At 72.1% G+C, this 24,245-nt stretch carries 16 protein-coding genes and 1 pseudogene; 8 read left to right on the forward strand and 9 right to left on the reverse strand.

Going from position 1 to position 24,245, the window contains the following annotated elements:
• The 7 genes and pseudogenes from ACIPRD_RS10445 to ACIPRD_RS10475 form a co-directional block, all read right to left on the reverse strand.
• Entirely contained in the window at positions 1-5,037 is a 5,037-nt protein-coding gene (locus tag ACIPRD_RS10445) for an amino acid adenylation domain-containing protein (RefSeq protein ID WP_401562062.1), read from the reverse strand.
• Positions 5,038-5,167: 130 nt separating this feature from the next.
• Positions 5,168-8,929: an amino acid adenylation domain-containing protein gene (locus tag ACIPRD_RS10450; RefSeq protein WP_401562064.1), complete on the reverse strand. Its 3,762-nt coding sequence runs from the start codon at positions 8,927-8,929 to the stop codon at positions 5,168-5,170.
• The gene (locus ACIPRD_RS10455) at positions 8,871-10,196 is read right to left on the reverse strand and encodes an MFS transporter (protein WP_356402566.1); all 1,326 of its coding nucleotides are present in this window, start codon (positions 10,194-10,196) and stop codon (positions 8,871-8,873) included. The genes ACIPRD_RS10450 and ACIPRD_RS10455 overlap by 59 nt, the downstream gene beginning before the upstream one ends.
• 686 nt (positions 10,197-10,882) lie before the next feature.
• Complete coding sequence (locus ACIPRD_RS10460; RefSeq protein ID WP_401563147.1) at positions 10,883-11,158, reverse strand: DUF3253 domain-containing protein; 276 nt, start codon at positions 11,156-11,158, stop codon at positions 10,883-10,885.
• 27 nt (positions 11,159-11,185) lie between these two features.
• A pseudogene (locus ACIPRD_RS10465) lies at positions 11,186-12,229 on the reverse strand (sodium-dependent transporter); the annotation flags it as partial.
• A 391-nt stretch (positions 12,230-12,620) separates the two neighbouring features.
• Positions 12,621-13,487 carry a haloalkane dehalogenase gene (locus ACIPRD_RS10470; RefSeq protein ID WP_401562066.1) on the reverse strand — a complete coding sequence of 289 codons (867 nt, stop codon included), beginning with the start codon at positions 13,485-13,487 and terminating at the stop codon, positions 12,621-12,623.
• Between the two features lie 17 nt (positions 13,488-13,504).
• On the reverse strand, positions 13,505-13,966 hold the full coding sequence (locus ACIPRD_RS10475) for a MarR family winged helix-turn-helix transcriptional regulator (RefSeq protein ID WP_401562068.1): 462 nt from the start codon (positions 13,964-13,966) through the stop codon (positions 13,505-13,507).
• Between the two features lie 217 nt (positions 13,967-14,183).
• On the opposite strand from ACIPRD_RS10475, the gene ACIPRD_RS10480 reads away from it, so the two are divergent.
• Positions 14,184-15,071, forward strand: coding sequence for a prohibitin family protein (locus tag ACIPRD_RS10480; protein ID WP_401562070.1), 888 nt, complete (start codon positions 14,184-14,186; stop codon positions 15,069-15,071).
• Positions 15,072-15,205: 134 nt separating this feature from the next.
• On the opposite strand, the gene ACIPRD_RS10485 is transcribed toward ACIPRD_RS10480, so the two are convergent.
• Positions 15,206-15,838: a LysE family translocator gene (locus tag ACIPRD_RS10485; protein ID WP_401562072.1), complete on the reverse strand. Its 633-nt coding sequence runs from the start codon at positions 15,836-15,838 to the stop codon at positions 15,206-15,208.
• A gap of 379 nt (positions 15,839-16,217) precedes the next feature.
• On the opposite strand from ACIPRD_RS10485, the gene ACIPRD_RS10490 reads away from it, so the two are divergent.
• The 3 genes from ACIPRD_RS10490 (at position 16,218) to ACIPRD_RS10500 (ending at position 19,287) form a co-directional block, all read left to right on the forward strand.
• Entirely contained in the window at positions 16,218-17,228 is a 1,011-nt protein-coding gene (locus ACIPRD_RS10490; RefSeq protein WP_401562074.1) for an aldo/keto reductase, read from the forward strand.
• Between the two features lie 80 nt (positions 17,229-17,308).
• Positions 17,309-17,725: an SRPBCC family protein gene (locus ACIPRD_RS10495; RefSeq protein ID WP_401562076.1), complete on the forward strand. Its 417-nt coding sequence runs from the start codon at positions 17,309-17,311 to the stop codon at positions 17,723-17,725.
• A gap of 56 nt (positions 17,726-17,781) precedes the next feature.
• Positions 17,782-19,287: a cryptochrome/photolyase family protein gene (locus ACIPRD_RS10500; RefSeq protein ID WP_356402580.1), complete on the forward strand. Its 1,506-nt coding sequence runs from the start codon at positions 17,782-17,784 to the stop codon at positions 19,285-19,287.
• A gap of 58 nt (positions 19,288-19,345) precedes the next feature.
• On the opposite strand, the gene ACIPRD_RS10505 is transcribed toward ACIPRD_RS10500, so the two are convergent.
• On the reverse strand, positions 19,346-19,717 hold the full coding sequence (locus ACIPRD_RS10505) for a DUF3040 domain-containing protein (protein ID WP_401562078.1): 372 nt from the start codon (positions 19,715-19,717) through the stop codon (positions 19,346-19,348).
• 429 nt (positions 19,718-20,146) lie between these two features.
• Between ACIPRD_RS10505 and ACIPRD_RS10510 the strand changes: the two genes are divergently transcribed.
• From ACIPRD_RS10510 to ACIPRD_RS10525, 4 genes are all read left to right on the forward strand, one after another.
• Positions 20,147-20,614: a hypothetical protein gene (locus ACIPRD_RS10510; protein ID WP_401562080.1), complete on the forward strand. Its 468-nt coding sequence runs from the start codon at positions 20,147-20,149 to the stop codon at positions 20,612-20,614.
• 480 nt (positions 20,615-21,094) lie between these two features.
• Entirely contained in the window at positions 21,095-22,300 is a 1,206-nt protein-coding gene (locus ACIPRD_RS10515; RefSeq protein WP_401562082.1) for a cytochrome P450, read from the forward strand.
• Between the two features lie 169 nt (positions 22,301-22,469).
• Positions 22,470-22,976, forward strand: a complete 507-nt coding sequence (locus ACIPRD_RS10520; protein WP_356402590.1) for an SRPBCC family protein — start codon at positions 22,470-22,472, stop codon at positions 22,974-22,976.
• Positions 22,977-23,130: 154 nt separating this feature from the next.
• Positions 23,131-24,135 carry a mechanosensitive ion channel family protein gene (locus tag ACIPRD_RS10525; protein ID WP_356402592.1) on the forward strand — a complete coding sequence of 335 codons (1,005 nt, stop codon included), beginning with the start codon at positions 23,131-23,133 and terminating at the stop codon, positions 24,133-24,135.
• Positions 24,136-24,245: the final 110 nt, after the last annotated feature.

Here is a 24,245-nt window from a genome sequence, read left to right on the forward strand (position 1 = left end):
TCAGTTCTCCAGGTCGGCGGCGGACACCCAGGCCTGCCGGATGAGTTCGGCGGTGCCGGCGGGGTTGCCGCGCACGAAGTAGTGGCCGCCCGAGTCCAGCCGCTGGAAGGAGACGTGGGCGGCGACGCGCTCCCAGCAGCGGAACTCGTCGGCCGCGTGCGTCAGGCCCTTGTCGTCGTCGGCGACGACGACGGTGAGCGGGGTCTCGATGCGCCAGTCGGGGCCGTCGTCGCTCAGGCCGATGAAGTAGCGGTATCCGCCGCACACGTCGTGCCGGAAGAGATCGCCGGTGAAGGAGGTGAACCGGGGGTCGAGGCCGTCCAGTTCGCTGTAGCCGGTCTCCTCGACCATGTAGCGGATGATGTCGTCGTCGCTCCAGGTCTCGATCATCGCGACGGACTCCCCCATCTCGGCGACGGAGGGCAGCAGCTTGGAGCCGAGGAAGACGTGCCGCAGGTCGAAGCCGCGTTCCTCCAGCGCACGGGCGAGTTCGATGGTGACCGCCGCGCCGCCGCAGTGGCCCCACAGGATCAGGGGCAGGTCGGCCTTCTGCTCGATCTCCGCGACCGTCCGCTCGACGGTCTCGGTGACGGCGGTGAACTCCCCGGGCCGGCTGGGGTTGTGGCCGGGGGGCTCCAGGCCGTAGACGGCCAGGTCGCCGGTGAGGGCGCCGATGGCGTCGGCGAGCGGCTTGAAGTTGACCGGGTGACCGCAGGGGTACGGCACGCAGATCACGGCCGCGCGGGCGCCGTCGGCGGTGGCCGACAGCAGGTGCAGCAGTTCCTCCTCGTCGTCCTGCTCACGGGTGTCGACGAGGGCGGCCAGTTCGGTCAGCCGGGAGACCCGGGTCAGGTCGGAGAGGGTGACCAGGCCGTCCAGTTCCAGGACCGTCCGCAGGGCGGAGAGCGAGTTGCCGCCGAGGGCGAAGAAGTCGGCGTCGGCGGTGATCTCCTCGTCCGGCAGGCCGAGGACGGCCGCCCAGGCGGTGCGGATGCGGGCGACGGTGGCCTCGGAGGCCGTGCCCGTCGCGGAGGCCGGGGTGTTACCGGCACCGCCGGTGGTGCCGGTGCGCGTGCCGGTGGCGGCGTCCAGCAGGGCCACGTCCTGCTCGGCGAGGAGCTGCGACGCCTCGTGCGGGGCGTCCGGCTCGCTCGTCATGCGCTCCAGGACGCGGACGAACGTGGCGCCGATCCGGTCGATCTGCTCCTCGTCGTAGAGGTGGGTGTGGTAGTGCAGGCAGAGTTCGACCTCGTCGGAGAAGAAGTTGCGGGAGAACTCCGTGCGGAAGGGGAACTCGGTCTCGGAGTCGACACGCATGCCCAGCAGGGAGAACTCGGGCAGCTCCTGCAGGTTCTTCAGCAGGTAGAAGTGGGTGAAGTTGAAGGTGGTCTCGAACAGGGTGCGCTGGGTGGCGAGGTCCTGCTTCATCTTCGCCATGGGGTAGCGGCGGTGGGGCAGCAGGTCCAGTTCGGCGCGGTACACCCGGCGGACGAGGTCCGCCCAGCTGCCGCCCGCCAGGTCCACCTGGAAGGGCAGGGTGTTCAGGTGCAGGCCGAGCGTGGTCTCCGCGCCGGGCAGTTCGGGCCGGCCGCTGTGCTCGTAGCCGGTCATCACCGCGTTCTGGCCGCTGACCAGGGCGAGGACCTTCATGTGGGCGGCGAGCAGGACGTCCTTGAACGGCACGGACAGCGCGTCGGCGGTGGCCTCGATGCGCTGGGTGAGACCACCGGGCAGCGGCACGTCGCGCAGGACGACGGAGAAGTCGTCGGTGTGCCGGGCGTCCGGCCTCGCGGGCACGGAGGCGGGGCGGGGGTCCTCCATCACCTGGCGCCAGAAGTCCCGGGACTGCTCCGACCGCAGTGCCTCCTGTTCCAGGCCGACGAAGTTGCGCAGGTGGTTGTCGACCGGCGGCCGGGAGGTGTCGCGGTCCTCGCGGATCTGGTGGTACAGCTCGAACAGCTGGGTGTGCAGCAGGGAGATGGACCAGCCGTCCAGGGCCGAGTTGTGCTGGCTGACGGTGTACCGGTAGTGCTCGTCACCGAGGACCTGCACGTGGAGGGTGACGAGACCGCCCTCCTCCCACTGGAACGCGCGGGCCTTCTCGCGGGCCAGCCACTGCTCGTGCCAGGCTTCCTGCCCCGCCTCGTCGAGGTGGCGCAGGTCGTCGACGGTGAGGGGCGGCGGCACGTCGCGGTGCACGATCTGCAGGAACTCGCTGTACCCGGTGAGGTGGTAGGTGGTGCGCAGGATGGCGTGCCGGAGGGTGAGCTGCCGTACGGCCTCGGTGAACGCCTCGGCGTGGAACGCGCCGGTGATCGAGTAGCTCAGCACGTCGTGGTACTGGCCGAGACCGCCGGTGATCTCGGTCTGGAAGATCAGGCCCGCCTGGAGCATGGACAGCGGGTAGGCGTCCTCGGCGTCCTCGGGCAGCAGGGCGCGGTCGGCGTCCCCGACCAGCTCGAAGGGCTGGAAGGCGCCGCGGGCGGCCACGTCCGCGACCACGGGCGCGCCCGCGGCGGCGGCGTCGAGGGACTCGACGAGCTGGGCGACGGTCTGGTGCCGGAACAGCTGCTGGAAGGTGAAGTCCAGGCCCTGGGCGCGGGACTTGGCGAGGACGGACACGAAGTGGATCGAGTTGCCGCCCAGCGCGAAGAAGTTGTCGTGCACGCCGACCCGCGGAAGGCCGAGGACGTCGCGCCAGATGCCGGCGAGGGTCTCCTCGCGCGGGTTGCGCGGTGCCACGTGGGAGGGTGCCTTGCGGCGCAGCGCCTCGGGGCCGCGCAGGAAGGCCCGGTCCAGCTTGCCGTTGGGGGTGAGGGGGAGCTCGTCCAGGACGAGGATCCGGCCCGGGATCATGTACTCGGGCAGCTCCTGGCGGATGTGCTCCTTCAGGGCGGCTTCGGCCACCGTACCGGCTCCGGCGTCGAGGACGACGAATCCGCGCAGCGCGGTCTGCCATCCGTCGTCGACGGCGACGACGGCGGCGTCCCGTACGTGGTCGTGGGCGCGCAGCCGCTCCTCGATCTCGCCCGGTTCCACGCGGAAGCCGCGCACCTTCACCTGGAGGTCGATGCGGCCCAGGTAGTCGAGGGTGCCGTCGGGCAGCCGGCGGACCCGGTCGCCGGTGCGGTACAGGCGCTCCTCGCCGGTCGCGGCGCGTACGGAGTCGCCGGTGACGAACTTCTCCGCGGTCAGTTCGGGCCGTCCGAGGTAGCCGCGGGCCACGCCCACGCCCGCCACGTGGAGTTCGCCCGGGACGCCCACGGCGGTCTGACGGCCCTCGGCGTCCAGGACGTGGAGCCGGATGTTGTCGATGGGCCGGCCGATGGGGATCCGGGCCAGGCCGGCGAGCCCTGTGACCGGCTGGTGGGTGACGTCGACGGTCGCCTCGGTGGGGCCGTAGAGGTTGACCAGCCGCGCGCCTGGGACGAGTTCGGCGCACTTCTCGCTCTGGGCGTGGGTGAGCGCCTCGCCGCTGGTGAAGATCTGCCGCACGGTGCCGAGCCGGGTGCCGTCGCCGAAGCGGTCGAGGTGTGCCAGGAACATGGTGAGCATCGAGGGCACGAAGTGCAGGGTGGTGACGCCGTGCCGGTCGATCGTGTCGAGCAGCTGCGCGGGGTCCTTCTCGGCGCCCGGTGCGGGCAGGGCGAGGGCGGCTCCGGTGAAGGACCACCAGAACAGCTCCCAGACGGAGACGTCGAAGGAGACGGAGGTCTTCTGCAGCAGGACGTCGCCGGGGCCGACGGGGTAGGCGTTCTGCATCCACTGGAGCCGGTTGACGGCGCTGCGGTGTTCCACCTGGACGCCCTTGGGGCGGCCCGTGGAGCCGGAGGTGTAGATGACGTAGGCGACGTCCTCGGCACCGGCCGTCGCCTCGACGGGGCCCGTGCCCGCGCTGTACGACGCCTCGTCGTCCAGGTCGATGCCGGGGGTGTCGCCGGTGGCGTCGGCGAAGCGCGCCTGGTGCAGGACGAGCCGGGCGGAGCTGTCGGTGAGCAGGTAGTCGATGCGGGAGCGCGGGTAGGCCGGGTCGACCGGGAGATAGGCGGCGCCCGCCTTCAGGACGGCGAGGACGGCGGTGACCAGTTCCGGCGAGCGTTCCGCGAGCAGGGCGACGATCGCGCCGGGGCCGATCCCCGTTGCGCGCAGGGTGTGCGCCAGCCGGTCGGAGCGGGCGTCGAGCTCGGCGAAGGTGAGGGTCGTGTCGTCGCTCAGCAGGGCCGGCGCGTCGGGGGTGGCGGCCGCCTGGGCGGTGAACAGGCCGTGCAGGGTGGCGTGCTGGTCGAAGGGCCGAGCGGTGTCGTTGGCCGCCTTGACCAGGGCGTCGTCGTCCGCGGTGCGCAGGTCGACGCGGCCGAGCGGCAGGTCGGGTTCGGCGGTGGCGCGCTCCAGCAGCAGCGCGTACTGGCCGGCGACGCACCGCATGGAGTCCTCGGCGAAGCGGCCGGTGTCGTAGTGGAGGTGCACGACCAGTTCGCCGTCCTCGCGGGCGACGGCGAAGCGGGTGCCGCCGGGGGTGGCGTAGCCGGTGTCGTGGAACCCGGTCAGTTCCAGGGCGGTCTCGAAGACGTCGTCGCGCCCCAGTTCGGCGGCGAGTGCGGCCACCGCGAAGTCCTGGTGGCGTTCGGCCTCGCGGACGGCCGTGGCGGCCTTGGGCAGCAGTTCGCGCAGGGTCCCGTCGGGGGCCAGGCGCACCAGCAGCGGGCCGCCCGCGAAGTCGGGTGCGGCGTTGCGTGTGGGCTGGGCGACGGCCACCTCGTCCTGGCCGGTGTGGCGGCCGAGCAGGGCGGCCAGGGCGCAGGTGAGGACGGCGTTGAGCATCTCGGGCTTGCCGCGGCTGATCCGGTCGAGCCGTTCGGTGAGGGCCGTGCCGAGGCGGTGGGCGTGGGTGCCGGTCTCCGCCTCGCCGCCGCCGGTGCGGGGCCGGAGGTCGGTGAGGAAGCCGGAGGGCTCCGCGAGCGCGGCCAGCTGGGATCGCCAGTGGTCGGCCTGCGCGTGCGGGGCGGAGATTACTGCCTCGTGGTCGAGCGACTGCATGCGATGTCTCCTGCGCTGAAGCGATGTGTGATCGGGCGTGCGTGTGGAGTGATCGATGTACCGCGGTGTTGCGCCCGTCGGGTGGTGAGTTGACGGGCCGAAGGGCCGGGGCGCGGGATGTGCGCCCGGGTCAGAGGTCGAAGTCGAATTCGAGATCGAGGTCGGCGTCGGTGTCCGGGGTCGCCGGCACGCGGGGTGCGGGGCGGTCGGGACACAGCGCGCCGAGTTCGGCGGAGGGGTCCTCGGCGAGGGCGTCGAGCAGGGCGGTGAAGTCGTTCCGCCAGCCCTCCACGGTGTCGCGGTGGAACAGCGCGGACGCGTAGTTCCAGGCCACGTTCAGGGTGTCGGCGTCCTCGTGGATCTGCATGTCGAGGTCGAAGACGGCCTGCCCGGTCTGTTCCAGACACAGCGGCAGACGGGTGCCCTGGAAGTCGGCCGCGAGGTAGCGGCCGCTGTGCAGGGCGATCAGGGCGTCGAACAGCGGGGTGCGGCTGTAGTCGCGTCCGGGCGCGGCCAGGGCGACCACGTCGTCGAAGGGGAAGTCCTGGTGGGCGAAGGCCTCCTCGGCGGTGCGGGCGGTGCGTCGCAGGTAGGTGTCGTACGGCAGCGCGGGGTCCGTGTCGCCGCGCAGGCACACCGTCTGGGCGAACATGCCGACCGTGCGGTGCAGTCCGGGGACGGTGCGGCCGGAGGCGGGGGCGCCCATCGTGACGTCGGCGGTGCCCTTGAGGCGGCCGAGCAGGATGCCGTACGCGGAGGCCAGCACCGCGAACAGGGTGACGTCGTGCCGTCTGGCCAGTTCCCTCAGGCGCGCGGTGCGTTCGGGTCCCAGGTCGAACCGGAGGGTGTCGCCGTCGAGTGTCCGCAGGGGCGGCCGGGGCAGGTCGGTGGGCAGATCGCTCCGGTCGGGCGGGGTGGCGAACACCTCCTGCCAGTGGGGCTTCTGCGATTCCCGCAGGCTGTCGCCCCCGGGGCCGGCCAGCCAGGTGGCGTAGTCCCGGTACTCGAGTGCGGGCAGGGGTGGTTCGTCGCCCGCGTACAGGGCCGCGAGGTCCTGGAGCAGCGGGGCCAGCGAGAAGCCGTCGACGATGATGTGGTGCAGGTCCAGGCGCAGGGTCACGGCGGTGTCCGTGCGGTGGACGTCGGCCCGCCACAGCGGTGCGCGGGCCAGGTCGAAGGGCCTCACGAAGCCGCTGAGCGGCCCGGGTCCGGTGTCGGTCACCCGGACGACGGGGTCGACGCTGCGGTCGATGTGCTGGACGACCTGGCCGTCGTCGGTGACGGCGAACCGGGTGCGCAGCGCGTCGTGGCGCTGGGTCAGCCGGCGCAGGGCGTCGGCCAGCCGTAAGGGGTCGGTGCCGGCGGGCAGGCGGAGGGTGAGCGGCACGTTGTAGTGCACCGCCCGCTCGTCCTTGATCTGCTCGAAGTAGATCTGGCGTTGTTGCGGGGTGAGCGGGTAGGACGGGCGCTCGGGCGCGGGTGCGACGACCGGTGCGGCGCCGGTGCCGCCGGCGGGGCTGCGCCGCAGCAGGGCGGCGAGCCGGCCGAGACTGCCGGGCCGCAGCACGGTGCTCGCGGGGCACGCGCGCCCGAGTCTCTCCCGGACGCCGGCGGCGATGAGGGTGGCGGTGAGGGAGTCGGCGCCGAGGTCGCGCAGATCGTGGGCGGTGCCGATCCCGGAGAGGCCGAGGGCCTGTTCGGCGAGGTCCACGAGGGTCCGCTCGATGTCGTCCGCGGGCGGGACGAACGCGGTGTCCGGCAGCAGGTCGTCACCGCCGGGTTCGGGCAGCCGCGCGCGGTCGACCTTGCCGGTGTGGTTCAGCGGCAGCGTGTCGAGCGGGACGAGGTGTGCGGGGATCATGTGCGGCGCGACGATCCGCGCCAGATGGGCCCGCAGGTCCTCCCGGGCCGGCGGCCGGGGGCCGGCGTAGTAGCCGCAGAGGTACTTGTCGCCCCGGCCGGGCCGGGAGCGGGCGGTCACGATCGCCTCGGCCACGTCGGGGTGGGTGAGGATGGCCTTCTCCACCTCGGCCGGTTCGATGCGGAATCCGCGTATCTTGACCTGGTGGTCGCGCCGGCCGAGGAACTCCACGATGCCGTCGGGGCGCCAGCGTGCCAGGTCTCCGCTGCGGTAGAGGCGTCCGCCGGCCGGGGAGAACGTGTCCTCGACGAAGCGCTCGGCGGTCAGTTCGGGCCGCCCGAGGTAGCCGCGTGCGACACCGTCTCCGCCCAGGCACAGCTCGCCCGGTACGCCGATGGGGCACAGCCGTCCCCGGTCGTCGAGCACGTACGCGGTCGAGTGCCCGATCGGACGTCCGATCGGGATGCGTCCGAGGTCGTCCCGGCCGAGCCGGTGGGTGAGCGAGAACGTGGTGTTCTCCGTCGGTCCGTACCCGTTGACGAGGGCGACGCCGGGGCAGGCCGTCATGGCCTTCTCGACGTGCGCGGGCGACAGGGCGTCGCCGCCGACGAGGAGTTCGCGCAGCGTGCGGAAGGCGGTGGCGTCCTGCTCCACGAGCTGGTTGAACAGCGGCGCGGTCAGCCACAGGGTGGTGATGCGGTGGGTGGCCAGCTCGTGCGCGAGGGCACGGGCGTCGAGGACGGTGTCGGTGTCGGCCAGGTGCACGCTGCCGCCGTTGAGCAGCGGTCCCCACAGTTCGAAGGTGCTGGCGTCGAAGGCGATGGACCCGGTGGGCAGGACCCTGGTGTCCGGTCCGAACCGGACGTAGTCCGTGTTCTTGACGAGCCGTACGACGCCCCGGTGGGTGACCTCGACGCCCTTGGGGCGGCCGGTGGTACCGGAGGTGTAGCAGATGTAGGCGAGGTCGGTGGCCGATCCGGGGCCGGGAAGCGGAGGGCGGGGCCCGGAGGACGGGTCCCCGGAGCCGGGCTCCTGGGGGTGGAGCACCGTCCCGTCGAAGGAGAATCCGGCGGGCAGCCCTGGTGACTCGACCAGGATCCGCACCGACGAGTCGGCGAGCAGCCACTCGGTGTGCGGGGCCGGATGGCTGGTCTCCAGCGGCAGGTAGGCGCATCCGGCCTTGAGGATGCCGAGCACGCCGACGACGAGGTCGGTGGTGCGCCCGGTGCGCAGGCCGACCCGGTCCCCGTGGCGTGCGCCGGCGGCCAGGACGGCGTGGGCCAGCCGGTCGGACGCGGCGTCGAGGGCGCCGTAGGTCAGCCGTGCGGAGCCGTCGGTGACGGCCGTCGCGTCGGGTGCGCGCCGGGCCTGCTCGGCGAACAGCGCCGGGATGGTGGCGGTGTGCGGGTACGGCCTGGCGGTGTCGTTGAACGAGCCGAGGATGAGCGCCCGTTCCTCGTCGCCGAGCAGGTCCGTCTCGTGCACCGGTGCCTGCGGTTCGCGGCCGAGGAAGTCGGCGATCCGCAGGAGGTGGGCGCCCAGCCGCCGTACCGCCGGCTCGTCGAAGAGCGAGGTCCGGTAGCCCAGGAGCAGATCGGCTCCGTCGCGGGTCAGGGACAGTTCCTCGGTCCCCGCGGACACCGGACGGTCGGCGTAGCGTACGGCGGTCCCCGCGGGCCCTCCCGTCGGCACGGCGTGCGCGGTCCGGGCCACGAGGGCGGCGGCCGGCTCGTCCGGGTCGACGGCGACGGTCAGGGATCCGGGGCCGCTCGCGCTCAGGTCGGTGTCGAGCAGGAGCAGCCGCTGTCCGGTGTGGCGGTGCAGAAGTACGGCGAACGCGGCGAGGTCGTGCGGTACGGCCGCGCCGGGCAGGCGGAGCTGGGCGAACGGTGCTCCGACGGCGTCCCGGGTGCGGGGGCGGTCGGTGACGAGGAGGACGGCGTCCCCCTGGGGGCCGGGACCGGCCGGAGTGTCAGGAAGCGGCGGGGACGGTCTCGGCATCGGGGTCGGTGTCACGCTGACGCTGGTCATCTTCCGCTGTCACCCCCAGCCGGAAGCGGAGGTTGCGGAACAGGACCATGGTGAGCGCGCCGGGCAGCACGGCGAGCGAGGCCACGACGAGGATGAGGCCGCTGTAGTGGCCGCCGCTGAGCAGCACGCCGCCGAGGGCGGAACCGGCGGGGAGCGCGCCGGCCATGACGGTACGCATGAGGGTCATCGCCCGGCCGCGCATGAATCCCGGTACCCGGGTCATACGGACGACACCGCCGAGGACCGTCATCGGCGCGGAGAGGATGCCGTTGAGCACGAGGCCGACCAGGATGAGCGGGAGGGCCTTCGGTACGAGGAGGAACAGCACGGCGCCGGACAGCAGTTGCAGGACACCGATGCGGAGCATCTGCTTCTCGGAGGTCTTCGCGGCCCCGGACACGAGGGAGCCGATCAGCTCGCCGGCCGCCATCACGGCCAGCATCAGGCCGAGCACACCGGGGCCGCTGTGGAACTCGTCCTTGGCGAGCCAGGGCAGCGCGACGACCAGGGCGCCGGCGGAGACGTTGAAGGCGCCGAAGGAGAGCGTGAGCACCAGCAGGAAGCGGTCGCGGGTGACCAGCCGGAACACCGGTCCCCAGCCGGGCTTCTCGCCGGGGGTGTCGCCGCTCGGCTCGGGCCGGCCCAGGGGTGCCTTGATCATGCTGATCAGCAGGGCGAAGCCGAAGTAGGTGAGGGCGTCGAGAACGAGGACGTTCTGCGCGCCGAACACCGTGATCAGTGCCGCGCCGAGTGCGGGTCCGATGACGTTCGCGGCGCCCATCGCGGTGGCCTCCAGCCCGGAAGCGGCCTGGAGCTTGTCCTCGGGGACCAGTTCGGGCAGCACCGCGGGGGTGCCCGCCAGCGGAATGATCTTCAGCAGGCCGTAGACGAGCGCGACCACGTACAGATGCCATACGTGCAGGACGCCGGCCAGCGCGAGCAGCGGGACCAGCGCGACGACGAAGCCGCGGAACACCGAGTCGGTGATGAACAGCCTGCGCCGGGAGAACCGGTCGAGGAGGGGGCCGACGAAGGCGCCTCCCACGATCACGGGGAGGGTGAGACAGACACCGAGTACGCCCAGACCGGCCGCGCCGGCCTTGTCGAGCGTGATCCAGGCGAGCGCGGCATAACTCGCGCCGTCACCCAGAAGATTCAGCACCAGGGCCGACCAGAGAAGTCGATAGTCCCTGAGCCTGAGAATGGCAAGATACGCTTTCACGAAACCGTACACCGTTCTATAGACCTGTAGGCAGCAGAAGTGCACGGGCAGGCGTGTTGTGCACACCGGTGGCCCGTTTGGCCGTGCAAGTCGAAAAGCGCGCCGATGGACTGCCGCTCGCTGACGAGCAGGCAGGCCGGATCCCTGCCATGAAGGCCGGCGCCACAAAATACTGATCCGCCGATTCGCCGATTCACCGAATCGCGGTCACGAAGGGCCGAAGCCCGAATCCCCCGATAGAAATACCTGCCGCAGCGCCCCCCGCCCTGCTCTCACCGCTTCGAACGGCAATCCCCGTTTTCCGCCACTTGTTCTAACAGCCTCGCCGAGATCGAGTCAAGCAATTCCTTCCGCGCGCTTTGGCGCGATCTCGACTTGATGTCTTTTTGCGCCATGTCTGAATTCCTTCGGTCGCGGCCGGCGCGGCGCGGCCGGTATGACGGTGACAGCTGTTCTGTCCAGTGGCAGGTGGGCAGGTGGGCGCGCGGCGGACCCGCGGCAACGCATGGCGGCTCCTCCGTGTGCGCGGATGTCCGCCTGTGGTCGCCCACGTGTGCGGCTCTGTGCGTGACCGGCCGCTCACACCTCGTCGGGACCACCTCTTCCGGCCATCGAAAAACAGTGCACACAGCCGGTTTGTTTGCCGACGGGTGGACCTGGGGGGTACGCCGTGCCCGTCCCGGACGGCATCGCGGTGCGGGGACGTGGTGGGGGCGCGACGATGGACTCCGCTACCGGCGGGCGCGGCGGATGCGGAGGGGGCCGCGGGCCTCGGCCTCCGTGACGGGGCGTCCCGCCTGGGTCACCTCGACCTCTCCGGCCGCCGCCAGACGCCAGGCCGCCCGGCGGGCCGGTTCCATCAGGGCCCGCCAGCCGTCGTCGTCACCCTCGTAGACCGCGCGCGCGGCGTCGGACGGGCAGATCGAGGCGCCCTCGGCGCGGCGTTCCAGCAGGCTCAGCACGGCCCGCTCCAGTCGCTCGGCGAGCTGCCGGTCCCTCTCGGTCACGTCCACGAGTGTGACACCGGCGCGTTTTCTCCGAGCGCTCACCACGCGGCCCGCGGCCGTCTTCTGCAGCAGGCCGTAGGCCAGGACCGGCAGGAGCAGGTGCGGCTTGTCGGGCAGCGCGGTCGTGATCAGGACCGCGCTCGCGCTGCTGTTGTTCATGCCGCAGGCGAGGGTGAGCGAGGAGGCCGTCGGCGCGTCGAGCCCGAGCAGGCGCGCGGCGGCGCGGCCGGCGGCGAACGACAGCGCGCAGACCAGCGCGGCCACGGCCGCCGCGGCGGCGAGCAGGAGCGGACGCGGGTGGGCCAGGAAGGAGCCGAGGGCACCCGAGGCGTTGACGTAGGTGAGGACGAGCGAACCGGCCAGGGCGACGGGCGTGACGACGCCGCACACCCGGCGCTGCCAGGACGCGGGCAGCGCCAGGCGGCACAGAACGCCGGCCGCGCACGGCAGGACCACCCCGGTCACGGCGAATCCGTCGCGCCCGGCGTCCGCGACCCTGGTGAGCGTGTCCGCGTAGCCGCCGCTGAGCACCGGCGCCAGGGCGCCGACGACGAGGGGGACGGTGAGGGGGCTGAGGAGGGTGGAGGCGAGGACGAGCCCGACCATGGTCGGCTGGTCGCCGTCGCCGTCACCGGTCCAGACGGTGGCACCGGCGGCGACGGGCATCGCCACGATCAGGATCATCGCGGTGACCAGTCCGCTGCCGCCGTCGGTGTCGGGAGTACGGCGCAGCAGGAACGCGACGACGGGGACGGCCAGCAACGGGATCGCCAGGTGCAGGAGCAGGCCGGTCACCAGGACGGCGGGCCGGCGCAGCAGTGCGCTCAGCGCGTGCACCGGTACCTGGAGTCCCGCCGAGCAGAGCACCAGGAAGAGCAGGACCGGCGGTGTGCTCCAGTCCAGGGTGCCCGCGGTCCCCAGCGGCACGGTGTGGGTCCGGCGCAGCGACAGCCCGGGACCGGGCACGAGCAGGGCGGCGGCGTAGGACACGACGACCGCGCGGCCGAGGTGGCGCCGGAGCCGGCTCGTCGTCGGGCCGGGCCGTGGCAGGGAGGCGGTGCGGTGGTCCAAGGCGGCCTTCTCGCGTCACGGGGGTCGGGAACGGAACGCGACGCCTCTATGGGGAAGGCAGGGTGGTCGTGGTGCACGGCGTCCATGCTGCTGGGACCGGAGGCGCGGGGTGCGCGGCGGCGCGCGGCGGTCAGGATGCGTTCAGGTGGCCGGTGGCCGGGTGCTGTGCGGGCGCCGCGGCCCGATCCACGAAGATCGAAGAGACGCCCCCTAGAAGGCCATCAGCGGCGGACACCGCGGGCCGGCCGCTGCGGACGCACGGGCCACCACGCGGGCGAAGTGGCCGCCGTAGAAGGCGAAGTGGGCGCCAGAGGAGGCGAAATGAGCGCCACAGGAGGCGAAGTGGGCGCGAGGGCCGCCGCATAGGGCGGGCCCCCCGCGCCCACCGTCCTCACGCCGCCTGGCGCAGTCCGTGGCGGTCGGCCCAGGAGGAGATCGCGGCGGCGATCTCGGCGGGACGGTCCTCGGGGGCGTGGTGGCCCGCGGCTCCGCAATGGACGGTCTCCAGCGCGGCGATGTGCTCCTCGCACCAGCGGGCCATGTCGGGGCCGATCAGCAGGGTCGGCGACCCTTCGAACGTCATGAGCAGCTTCGGGACGTCGTCGCTCTTCGCGAGCCAGGCGTCGTACGCCTCGATGCGGGCGACGAGTTCGGCGGGATCGCCGCCGAGGGGCATCTGCCGGGCCCATTCCAGGACGGGCCGGCGGCTGTCCCGCGTCGGGAACGGCGCGAGGTAGGTCTCCATGTCGGCGGCGGCGACCGGCGTGAGCACGCCTCCGGTGAACGCCTGGCGGACGAACAGGTTCTGGTCGAGCACCATCTCCTCGCCGGTACCAGGGGCGCGGATCGCCTCGGAGCGGGCGCGGGCCTGTGGGGACAGGTCCTCCCAGGCCATCGGCTTGACGATGCTCTCCAGGAAGGCGATGCCGAGCACCCGGTCCGGGTGCCTGGCGGCGTGGTCGAAGGCGAGCGCGCCGCCCCAGTCGTGGCCGACGAGGACGACGCGGTCCAGGCCGAGCGCGTCGAACCAGGCGTCGAGGTGGCGGGCGTGGTCGGCGAACCGGTAGGCGATGTCCGGCTTTCCGGAGCGGCCCATCCCGATGAGGTCCGGGGCCAGGAGCCGTCCCCCGCCGATGCCGGGCAGGACGTTCCGCCAGACGTGGGAGGAGCCGGGGTTGCCGTGGAGGAAGACGAGGGGGATGCCGCTGCCCGACTCCTCGTGGTGCATGGTGGAGTCGAGAACGCGTATCTCGGGCATGTCGGGCTGTCCTTCCGTCAGGCGTGCGGTGCGAGAGGGGCTTCCAGCAGGGAGGTCAGGGTGCGGACGAGGTCCGCGGTGCGCGGATCGTCCCGTCCGCCCAGCGGGGCGAGGAGCTGGTCGTGCAGTTCCTGGACGGCGTCGATCGCCGGGCGGACGGCCGCGTGCCCGGCACCGGTGAGTGCCAGTCGTACGATGCGGATGTCGTCGGTGTCGCGGGTGCGCCGGACGAGGCCGGCGGTCTCCAGCGAGCGGGCCAGCTTCGACACGTACAGCGCCTCCAGGCCGGTGTGGTCGGCGAGTTCCCGCTGGCTGGGCCGCAGACCGGAGCGCTCCATCCCGAAGAGCGAGGACAGCAGCACGTACTGCGCGTGCGTCAGATTCAGTGGAGCCAGGGCCTGATCCACGGCGACGCGCCACTTGATGGACAGTCGCCAGACGAGATAGCCGGGGGTCGCCCCGTTCGGTACGCCGCTCATGACAAATTAATGTACATGGACTCCATGTCCATGGCTACTATTTTTCGGCGCCCTGACACGACAGCCGTCCGCGGGACCGATCGGTCGCCCGCCCGGGAGATCCCGTCGACCCGAAGTCCACGCAACGCCCCCCGCCCGTACACCGGAGCCCGCTACGATGCGCTGCCCGCCGCCCGTGGGGACGGGCGAGGCGGAAGGGAAACCAGGGGGGATCTCCATGTTCGTACTGTCCGTACTGCTGCTCATAGCGGCGGTCGCGCTCTTCTTCACCGGCCGGGTCCGCGACGAGGGCGGCTGGAAACTGGGGGCCGCGCTCGGCGCGGTGGGCGCGGTCCTGGCCGGGCTCTTCGCGTGCGTCCACGTCGTCAGCGCCTACGAGGTCGGTGTCCCGGTCACGTTCGGCAAGGTCGGCACACCGCTGGGCTCGGGCATGCACCTCAAGTCGCCGTTCACCGACGTCACCACCTTCTCCACCCGTCCGGTGGACCTCGACCTCAACGACGACGACGTCGTCGAGGTCCGCTCGTCACAGGGCGGTGTCCTGTACGCGGACGTCACCGTCAAGTGGGCCGTCGATCCCGTGCGCGCGGTGGACCTGTACCGGCTCGCGGGCAGCGAGGACGCCGTCCAGGACCGGCTGGTGCTGCCCGACAGCCGCGAGATCATCCGCAACGTCTTCGCGCAGCACACCAGCGAGGAGGGGTACGCCTCGGCGCGGGAGGCGATCGGCTCGCAGATCGAGGACCGGGTGAAGGAGCGCCTGGCGCCGCGGGGCATCGACGTCACCACCGTCAACCTGCGCAACGTGCGGCCGTCGAAGCAGCTGCAGGAGCAGATCGACAAGAAGATCCAGCAGGAACAGGCGACCGAACGCGCGGTGGAGGCGTCGCGCACGGCGAAGGCGGAGTCCGAGCGCAAGCGGATCGAGGCCGAGGGCACGGCGCGGGCCAACGAGATCCTCGCGCGTTCGCTGAGCGACAAGGTGCTGTACAACGAGTGCCTGGACGCGTTCCGCGAGGCCGCCCGGTCCCACCCGGTGTACGCGGTGCCCTGCGGCTCCGGCTCCGGCCGCACCCCGGTCATCGTGGACGGAAGCAAAGACTGACGAACCGGTGCGCGGCGGGCGGTGAGGGGTCGTCGGCCGGCAGGTGAGCCGCTGTCAGGCGCCAGGGGAGGGAGCCTGCGCGGAAGAGGGCGGAACGGAGGCGTCCGCCCTCGGCGGCCGGCGCGGTGAGCCCGTCATTCCTGGGTGAGGGCCAGACGGACGCCGAGGCCGACCATCACCGCTCCGGACACTCCGCCGATCGCGGAGAGACGGCGGGGCGACCTGCGGAACCAGCCGCGAGCAGCTCCGGCGGCGAGCCCCCAGGCCGAATCGGACACCAGCGCGACGGCGGCACAGACGAGGCCGAGCAACAGCAGTTGCGGCGTCACGTTCCCCGCCGAACGGTCGACGAACTGGGGCAGGACCGCCGAGAAGATCAGGAAGCCCTTCGGGTTGCTCACCCCCACGACGAAGCCCTCCCGGACGATGCGCCGTACGGCCACGGGCGGTCGGCGCCGCGCGTCCGCGACGGCCAGGTCGCCGCGATGCCGCCACGCCTGGACGCCGAGGTGGACGAGATAGAGGGCACCGGCGAACTTCAGCACCGAGAAGACCACGATCGACCGCTCGACCACGGCCCCCAGGCCGAAGGCCACCAGTACGGCCTGGACGAGCACCCCGCCGTTGTTGCCGACCGCCGTGGCCAGCGCCGCCCGGCGCCCGAGCGCCACCCCGCGTCCGACCACGAACACCACGCTCGGTCCTGGGACGACGATCAGTACGCCGACCACGGCGAGGAAGGCCCAGAAATGTCCCACACCTGGCATCCCGTCAGGCTAGGGGGCGACCGGGCCCCGGCGTAAGGGGGCGTTCGCCGTGGAGACGTCCGCTGCACGGCCGGGGATTCCGGGAGATACTTCGGACATGCCGCATCCCGCGGAGCGGGCGTGCCTCGCCACGGCGTCGGGCAGGGGCGCGCACGCGCGGTACTGCCGGACGGCCGAACATGGTGGTGCCGGAGCGCAGGAGCCCTGGCCGTGCCCGGCCTGCCGCGCCGCCCGTCCCCGCGCGCGGCGCCTGACAGCGTCCCTCCGGCACTCCCCCGTGCGGCGCGTACAAGGCCTTCACCGGAGGGACAGCGCCTCCGCAACCGTCCGACGGCCGCTCCGCGCGCGCCGACGAGAGTGTCTCGCAAAGGAACCGATCATGGCCCTTGACCACGTGCTCACGGAGCGCATCGGCTTCGGCACGGCCCCCCTCGGGAACATGTTCCGCGCGGTCCCGGACGAGGAGGTGTCGGCCACCCTCGACGCGGCCTGGGACCAGGGAATCCGCTACTACGACTCGGCCCCGCTGTACGGGGCGGGACTCGCCGAGATCCGGCTGGGCGAACTGCTCTCGCAGAAGCCGCGGGACGAATTCGTGCTGTCCTCGAAGGTGGGCCGGGTGATTCTCGACGAGCTCGAGTCCGGCAGCCGGGACCTGGGGGACAAGGGCGACCTCTTCGCCCACGGAAGGCGCAACAAGATCCTGCACGACTGGACGGGCGACGCCACCGAGCGCTCGATCGAGGGCAGCCTGGAGCGCCTCGGGGTGGACCGGCTGGACATCGTCTGGGTGCACGACATCGCACAGGACTTCCACGGCGACGAGTGGCTCGGCAAGTTCGAGGAAGCGCGCACCGGGGCCTTCCGGGTGCTGTCGCGGCTGCGGGACGAGGGCGTCATCAAGGCGTGGGGGCTCGGGGTCAACCGCACCGAGCCCATCGAGCTCACCCTCGAACTGGACGAGCCCAGGCCCGACGGGTTCCTGCTGGCCGGCCGGTACACCCTCCTGGACCACGCGCACGCGCTGCAGCGGCTGCTGCCCATGGCCGAGCAGCAGGACGTCGGCATGGTCGTGGGCGGCCCCTACAGCTCCGGCATCCTCGCGGGCGGCACCCACTTCGAGTACCAGGACGCGCCCCCGGAGATCGTCGAGCGGGTCAGGCGCATCAAGGAGATCGCCGGCCGGCACGGTGTCTCGATCAAGGCCGCCGCGCTCCAGTTCTCCCTCGCGCACCCGGTGAGCGACGCCGTCATCCCCGGCGCGACCAAGCCAGGCCGCATCGCCGAGGACCTCGCCGCCCTGAACGAGGAGATCCCCGTCGAGTTCTGGCAGGAACTGCGCGAGGCGAACCTCGTGAGCCCGCTGGCGCCCCTGCCGGGCGGCGTCTGACCCCGCCGGGAGTCCCGGGCCCCCGCTCCGCCCCGCTCCCCCGGTCCCGTACGCCTCTTCGACGAGCTTGGAGACGCACCATGGCATCCACCTCGGTGAGCCGGATCGTCCCGGCCTCCCCCGCAGACGTGTGGCAGCTGATCGGCGGCTTCGATTCGCTGCCGGACTGGCTGCCGTTCATCCCGTCCAGCACGCTGGGGGACGGCGGCCGTACGAGAAGGCTCAAGAACCCGGACGGCGAGACCATCGTCGAGCGGCTGATCGATTTCGACGAGGAACGGCGTTTCTACAGTTACACCATCCTCGAGGCACCCTTTCCCGTGACCGACTACCTGTCCACCCTGCGCGTCCACGCCGTCGCCGGGGACGACTCGGTCAGCGAGGTGCAGTGGTCCGGACGGTTCACCCCCCGCGACGTGCCGGACGAGGAGGCCGTCGCTCTGTTCACCGGGATCTACAGTGACGGCCTCGCCGCCCTGCGGACAGCTCTGGAGTGACGGCGCGAACAGGATCCCGGCAGAAGCGGGGCCGAGGGTGTGAGGAGGCCGTCTCCGTGGCGGACTGGCATTGGCTGTTCGGCGACCAGCTCGGCCCGCACTTCCTCGCCCCCGGCGAGGACGGCCCGGACCGGGACGCGCCCGTCGTGATGATCGAGGCCCGGTCGGTGTTCCGCCGGCGCCGCTTCCACCGCGCCAAGGCCCATCTGCTGCTCTCCGCGATGCGCCACCGTGCCGCCGGGCTCGGCGACCGGGTGCGTTACGTCCGCGCCGAGACCTACCGGGCGGGGCTCGGCGAAGCCGTGGGGGACGGCACGGTGACCGTTCATCATCCGACCTCGCACGCCGCCGTCCGCCTGGTGCGCTCGCTGCCCCGGGTGCGAGTGCTGCCCGCGCGCGGCTTCCTCCTGCCGCACGAGGAGTTCCGCGCCTGGGCGGACGAGCACGGCGGTGAGCGCCTGCGGCAGGAGAACTTCTACCGCTGGATGCGCCGCGAACTGGACCTCCTCATGGACGCGGGGAACCCGGCCGGCGGGCGCTGGAACCACGATCACGACAACCGTCTGCCTCCGCCGAAGGACGCCCCTTCCCTCGGCGTCCCGCCGCCCTACCGGCCGCGCGAGGACGAGATCGACGAGGAGGTGCGGGCGGACCTGGACCGCTGGGAGCGCGAGGACGGCATCCGCTTCGTCGGGCGGGACGGCCCCCGCCTGCTGCCCGCCTCCCGTCGCGAGGCCCTGGTCGCGCTGCGCCGGTTCGCGGAGAAGCGGCTCGCCGCGTTCGGCCCGTACGAGGACGCGATGCTCGCCGGGGATCCCGTGATGAGCCACAGCCTGCTGTCGTCCTCCCTCAACCTCGGTCTGCTCGACCCGGCGGAGTGCCTGGCGGCCGCCGAGGACGCCTGGCGTGCGGGCCGGGCGCCCGTCAACAGCGTCGAGGGGTTCGTACGGCAGATCGCGGGCTGGCGCGAGTACGTGTGGCAGCTGTACTGGTACTTCGGCGACGACTACCGCCACCACAACGCCCTGCGCCACCATGCGCCGCTGCCCGAGTGGTTCAAGGAACTCGACGCCGACGCGGTCGCGGCACGGTGCCTGTCCACGGTTCTCGCCCAGGTGCGCGACACCGGCTGGACCCACCACATTCCCCGGCTGATGGTGCTCGGCAGCTTCGCGCTGCAGCACGGCTGGGACCCCCGCGAGGTGACCGACTGGTTCCACCGCTGTTTCGTCGACGGCTACGACTGGGTGATGCTGCCCAACGTGACGGGCATGTCCCAGTACGCCGACGGCGGCCGGATGACCACCAAGCCGTACACCTCGGGCGGGGCGTACATCCACCGCATGAGCGATCTGTGCGACGGCTGCGTCTACCGTCCCGGCGAACGGACCGGTGAACGGGCCTGCCCGTTCACCACCGGCTACTGGTCCTTCGTCCACCGCCACCGGAAGCTGCTCGCCGGCAACCCTCGCACCGCCCAGGCCGTCCACGGCCTGGACCGGCTCGCCGACCTGGAAGAGGCCCTCCACACGGAACACGCCCGGGGCGAGGGACCACCCTGACGGTCGCGGGGCGGGGCCGATCGTGCCCGGCCCGGTGCACGCTACTCCCTGAGCCGCTCTACGCGGAGCCGGGGCCGCGGTCGGAGAGGCGGACCCATTCGCCGCCCCTAGGGAGCGTCCAGGGCCGGATCCGGCGGAAGGTCAGCCGGGTCAGGGCGGCGAGGGCGATGAGCCAGGTCACGGACGACACCCAGAACAGGGCCGGTGCCGCGAAGGCGAAGCCGCAGGCGATCAGGGTGAAGGTGATCACGGCGAACACCATCACGATGATCTTCAGCGAGGGCCGGCGCGCACGCCGGGTGAGCGACGGGGTGAAGCGCACGACCCGTCGGGCGCGCATGTGGCGGACGAGCGCCGCGTCGCCGCGCAGCGACTCCTCCATCTCCGCCAGCACGCGGCGTTCCCGGGCGGAGAGGCGGATCTCGTCCACGGCAAGCACCTTCTCCCTGTCCCATGACGCGCGGGGCGGTGCGGCGACAGGACCGCCGCTCCCCGTCTGTCTCTTCACCCCGGCACGGAACGGCGGATGCGCCATGCATGCCCGAATCCCCCGCGACCGGCCCCGACACCCGACCCCGCCGCTCCGTCGCGGGTCCGCGGGTCCGCGGGTGACGGGTCCGCGGGTGACGGGTGCGGTCACCGGAGGCCTCCGGGCGCCGCTCTTACACTTTCACCCGATATCGGCCTCGCAAATGTTCGCAATGTCCACGAATTCCGCACAGATCCTGCCCTTATTCACCGTCCAGGGTGGTGACCGGCCGTCGAACCGTCCGTTGTGCGGTGCATGCGCCATGAAATCCCCGCTCCCTCCGCGCCAAGAGACGACCACGCGCCTCTCGCCGGTCATCGCGCGCTCCGCGTGTCGGCCTGCCGTCGGGCGTTCAAGGTTTCCTTCGACTTCGGCTTCGTCGCCGTCGAGTCGGTGGCCGCGGCCCTGTCCCTCGACGAGGTCGTACGGCTGGCGATGCGCGTGGACCCGTGTCACTGCGGCCGGCTGACGCTGGACGCGTCCGACCTCACCCGTGCGCATCTGACCCAGGTGGCAGCGAGCGCCGGTCTCACCGCCTGCCGGGGTCTCGTCCTGGCCGCGCTCGACTACGCGCACCGCGTCTGCGGGCAGACCGGGCCGGACGCACTGGTCGAGGAGCTGTGCGGCCAGGCCCCGTCGGCCGCCGAGCCGCCGGCTCTGGCCGTACTGCTGTACCGCGTCCAGGCCGCGAGCCGCTCCGAGGACGGGCGGGCCGATCCGCGCCGGGTCCATGAGGCGGTCACCTGGCCCCGGAGCGCCCGGACCTGCCTGCCCGAACTGGATCCGTTCGGGCAGTAAAGGCCGCGGGTGCCACCGCCGCCGTTCCCGGCAGGGAACACCCGCTCCGTCTCTCGCAGACATCCGCGCCCACCCGGCCGCGGGTCTCTCGTCCGGCCGTGTGACGCGGGCCCGCACCGGGTGTGGCGTCCGGTGCGACCGGGAAGACCTGCACCTCAGCCCTGCCACGCTCCGCTCGCCACCTCCGAGGAGCGGGCCGGCGCGCCGGGGAGCGCCCCGCGCGGCGCACTCGGCAACCGCTCGCCCGCGTGCGGTCGTACGGCTCCCGAGTGCGGTTGTACGGCTATCGAATGCGCATTTGTGAACCTTCGGCGCGGCGGCTTCGAGGTGGTGGAGACGCACGGTCACAATCTGGACGAGGAACCCTGTCTGCCCTCCTCGTCCACCACCGGGCCGTCGGTGACACCGCAGGTACCGCCGGCGATCACGTCGCGCTGTGGACACCACCGATCTCGTACCCGTCCCCGGAGGAACCGGCCGATGCCCAGCGACAAAGAACCCCTCACCTGTCCGTTCGATTTCAGCGACGCGCTCGAATTCGATCCCGCGCTCACCGAGCTGATGGAGCACGGTTCCCCCGTGCGCATCAGGCTGCCCTACGGCGACTCGGACGCGTGGCTGGTCACCGGTTTCGAAGCCGTGAAGAAGGTGACCACGGACCAGCGGCTGAGCCGGGCGGGGATCATCCACCACGACTACCCCCGGCTGACGCCGGAGCCGATCGTCTCCCCCGAGTCGGTCAACGTCATGGACCCGCCGCACAGCAGCCGTGTCCGCAAGCTGGCCTCGCAGGCGTTCACCCAGCAGCAGGCCGACAACATGCGGCACCGGATCGTCCGGCTCACGGACCGTCTGCTCGACGGGATGGAGAAGCAGGGTCCGCCCGCCGACCTGGTGGAGCACCTGTCCGACACGCTTCCCCAGCACACCGTCATGGACCTGCTCGGCGTCCCGAGCAAGGACTGGCCGCGCATGCAGGAGTACGTCCGCCGGCTGCTGGTCGTCGGCGCCGGCAACAAGGCCGCCGCCGCGGGTGCGAAGTCCGACCTCATCGCCTACTTCGCCGAACTCGTCGAGGAGCGCCGGAGCTCGCCCGGGGAGGACATCATCAGCCTGATGGCCGAGGCCCGGGACGGCGACGACTGCCTCAGCGACCGGGAACTGGCCGTCGTCGCGCTGACCCTCGCGCTCAGCGGACAGGACACGGCGACCTGCCAGATCAGCAACATCGTCTACCTCCTCCTCACCCGTCCCGAGCTGGCCGAGCACCTCAGGAGCCGGACGGACGACCTGACGGACGTGCTGAGCGAGATGCTCCGCCACATCCCGTTCCGCAAGGGAGTCGGCATCCCGCGGATCGCGCTGGAGGACCTGGAGCTCGACGGGGCACAGATCCGGGCGGGGGACTTCGTCCATGTGTCGTACCTGGCGGCCAACCGCGACCCGGAGCACTACCCGGACCCGCACACCATCGACGTCAACCGGCCGAACCGCCCCCACATGACGTTCGGCTGGGGCGGGCACCGGTGCGTCGCGGTACCGCTGGCCATGGCGGAACTGGAGGTGGCCATCGGCCGGCTGCTCGACCGCTTCCCCGAACTGCGGCTGGCCGTGAAGCCGGAGGAGATCCGCTGGGACACCGAGACGATCCGGCGCTTCCCGCTGGAGCTGCCCGTGGCCTGGTGACGGCCGGGCCGGCGTCCGCGCACCCTCCCGGAGCCGCACGTGCGGGTACGCCCGCACGTGCGGACGCGGGCCCGCGGTGCGCCGGGCCGCCCCCTGTCACCCGCCCGGTCGCGTGCCATGATTGCTACCGAACAGTAGCTTCGTGTGCGTGCCGATCGGAGGTCACGGAATGGCCCGTGTGTTCAGTGTGAGCGGCGACATCGTCATAGGGGTCTCGCCCGATGCCGCCTACCGGGCGGTGAGCCGCCCCGGCGACATGGGCCGCTGGAGTCCCGAGAATCTGGGCACGACGCAGGAGGCGGCGGACGGTCCCGTCGGGCCGGGCACGACGTTCGTCGGGCGCAACAAGCGCGGCAGGTTCCGCTGGGTGACGCGGTGCACGGTGACGGCGGCCGACCCGGGCCGCCGCTTCGCGTTCCGGGTCCACGCCATCGGGCTCGACCGGCCGGTGCTGCGCGGCCCGATCGCCACCTGGGAGTACCGCTTCGAGCCTGCCGACGGCGGTACGCGCGTCACCGAGACCTGGACCGACGACCGGCGGACATGGCCCGCCTTCGTGGCGAACACCTTCGACCGGATCGCCACCGCGGGCAGCACGTTCGCCGACTTCCAGACCCGCAACATCGGCACCACGCTGCGGAACCTCAAGCGCGAGCTGGAACGGGCCGAAGGGTGACCTCCGCGCCGGTCCGGTGGTGACGGACGAAGGCGGGACAGGGCGTGAACGTCGTGTGCGGACCGCGGTTCCGGCGAGATGGATGATCATGATCATCGCAGGTCCGGGTAGGCGTGCCAGTCGAGCGTGAAAGCTTACTGACATTGGAGTACCCATGCCGACAGACCCCCTGTCCCTCCAGGACGGTTCGTCAGCGGCCGTTCAGCTGGCGGCCTCCTGGCCGAGCTGGGCGGAGAACCACACGGCCGCCCTGGTCGAGATTCCGCTGCGCATCGCCCTCATCGTCCTCGTGCTGGCGATGGTCCGCTGGGTCGCGAAGCGGGCGATCACGAGGGTCGTCCAGCACATCCTGGAACCCTCCGGCAACGACCGTGAGCCCCGGCTGCGGCGCTCGAACCAGCGCGCCAACGTGCTGCACCGTGACCGCTCGCGCGCCTCGCAGCGACGCGAGCAGCGGGCCCGCACCATCGGTTCCGTCCTCAGCAGCGCCGTGACGATCGTGCTGTTCCTGATCGGTACGGCCATGATCCTCGACCAGGTCGGCATCGCGCTGGGGCCGCTGCTGGCCAGCGCGGGCGTGGTCGGCCTGGCGATCGGATTCGGCGCGCAGAGCCTGGTCGCCGACTACCTCTCCGGTCTTCTCATCATGCTGGAGGACCAGTACGGCGTCGGCGACACCGTCGACCTCGGCGAGGCGGTGGGCGAGGTCGAGCACGTCGGCCTGCGCCTGACCCACGTACGCGACCTCAACGGCGGCCTGTGGCACATCCGCAACGGGGAGATCATGCGGGTCCGCAACGACAGCCAGGACTGGGCCCGCGCCGTGCTGGACGTCGCCGTCGCCTACGACGCGAATCTGGACGCCGTGTACCAGGTGCTGGAGACCACCGGGCACTCCCTGCGCGAGGACCCGGAGTTCGCCGGCGTCCTGCTGGAGGACCCGAGCGTGTGGGGCGTGCAGTCGCTGGACGCCGACGGTGTGGTCGTCCGGATCGCCGTACGCACCGTTCCCCTGAAGCAGTGGGCCGTGACGCGCGAGCTGCGCCGCCGTGTGAAGGAGGCTCTCGACGCCGCCGGCATCGACATCCCCTTCCCGCAGCGCACCATCTGGCTGCGCAGCGACGACCCGGCGGCCGAACTCGCCTCGCACGGACGCTGATCCGGAGCACCGCACCGCGCGCCGTCCCGGTCCTCCGGGGCGGCGCGCGGGTTCGCGAGCCGCGTCCGCGCGGACGCGATCCCCGCCTCGCGTGCGGCTGGGATCATGAA

Origin of the sequence: Streptomyces sp. NPDC090108 (assembly GCF_044747185.1) — a bacterium.
GTDB lineage: Bacteria > Actinomycetota > Actinomycetes > Streptomycetales > Streptomycetaceae > Streptomyces.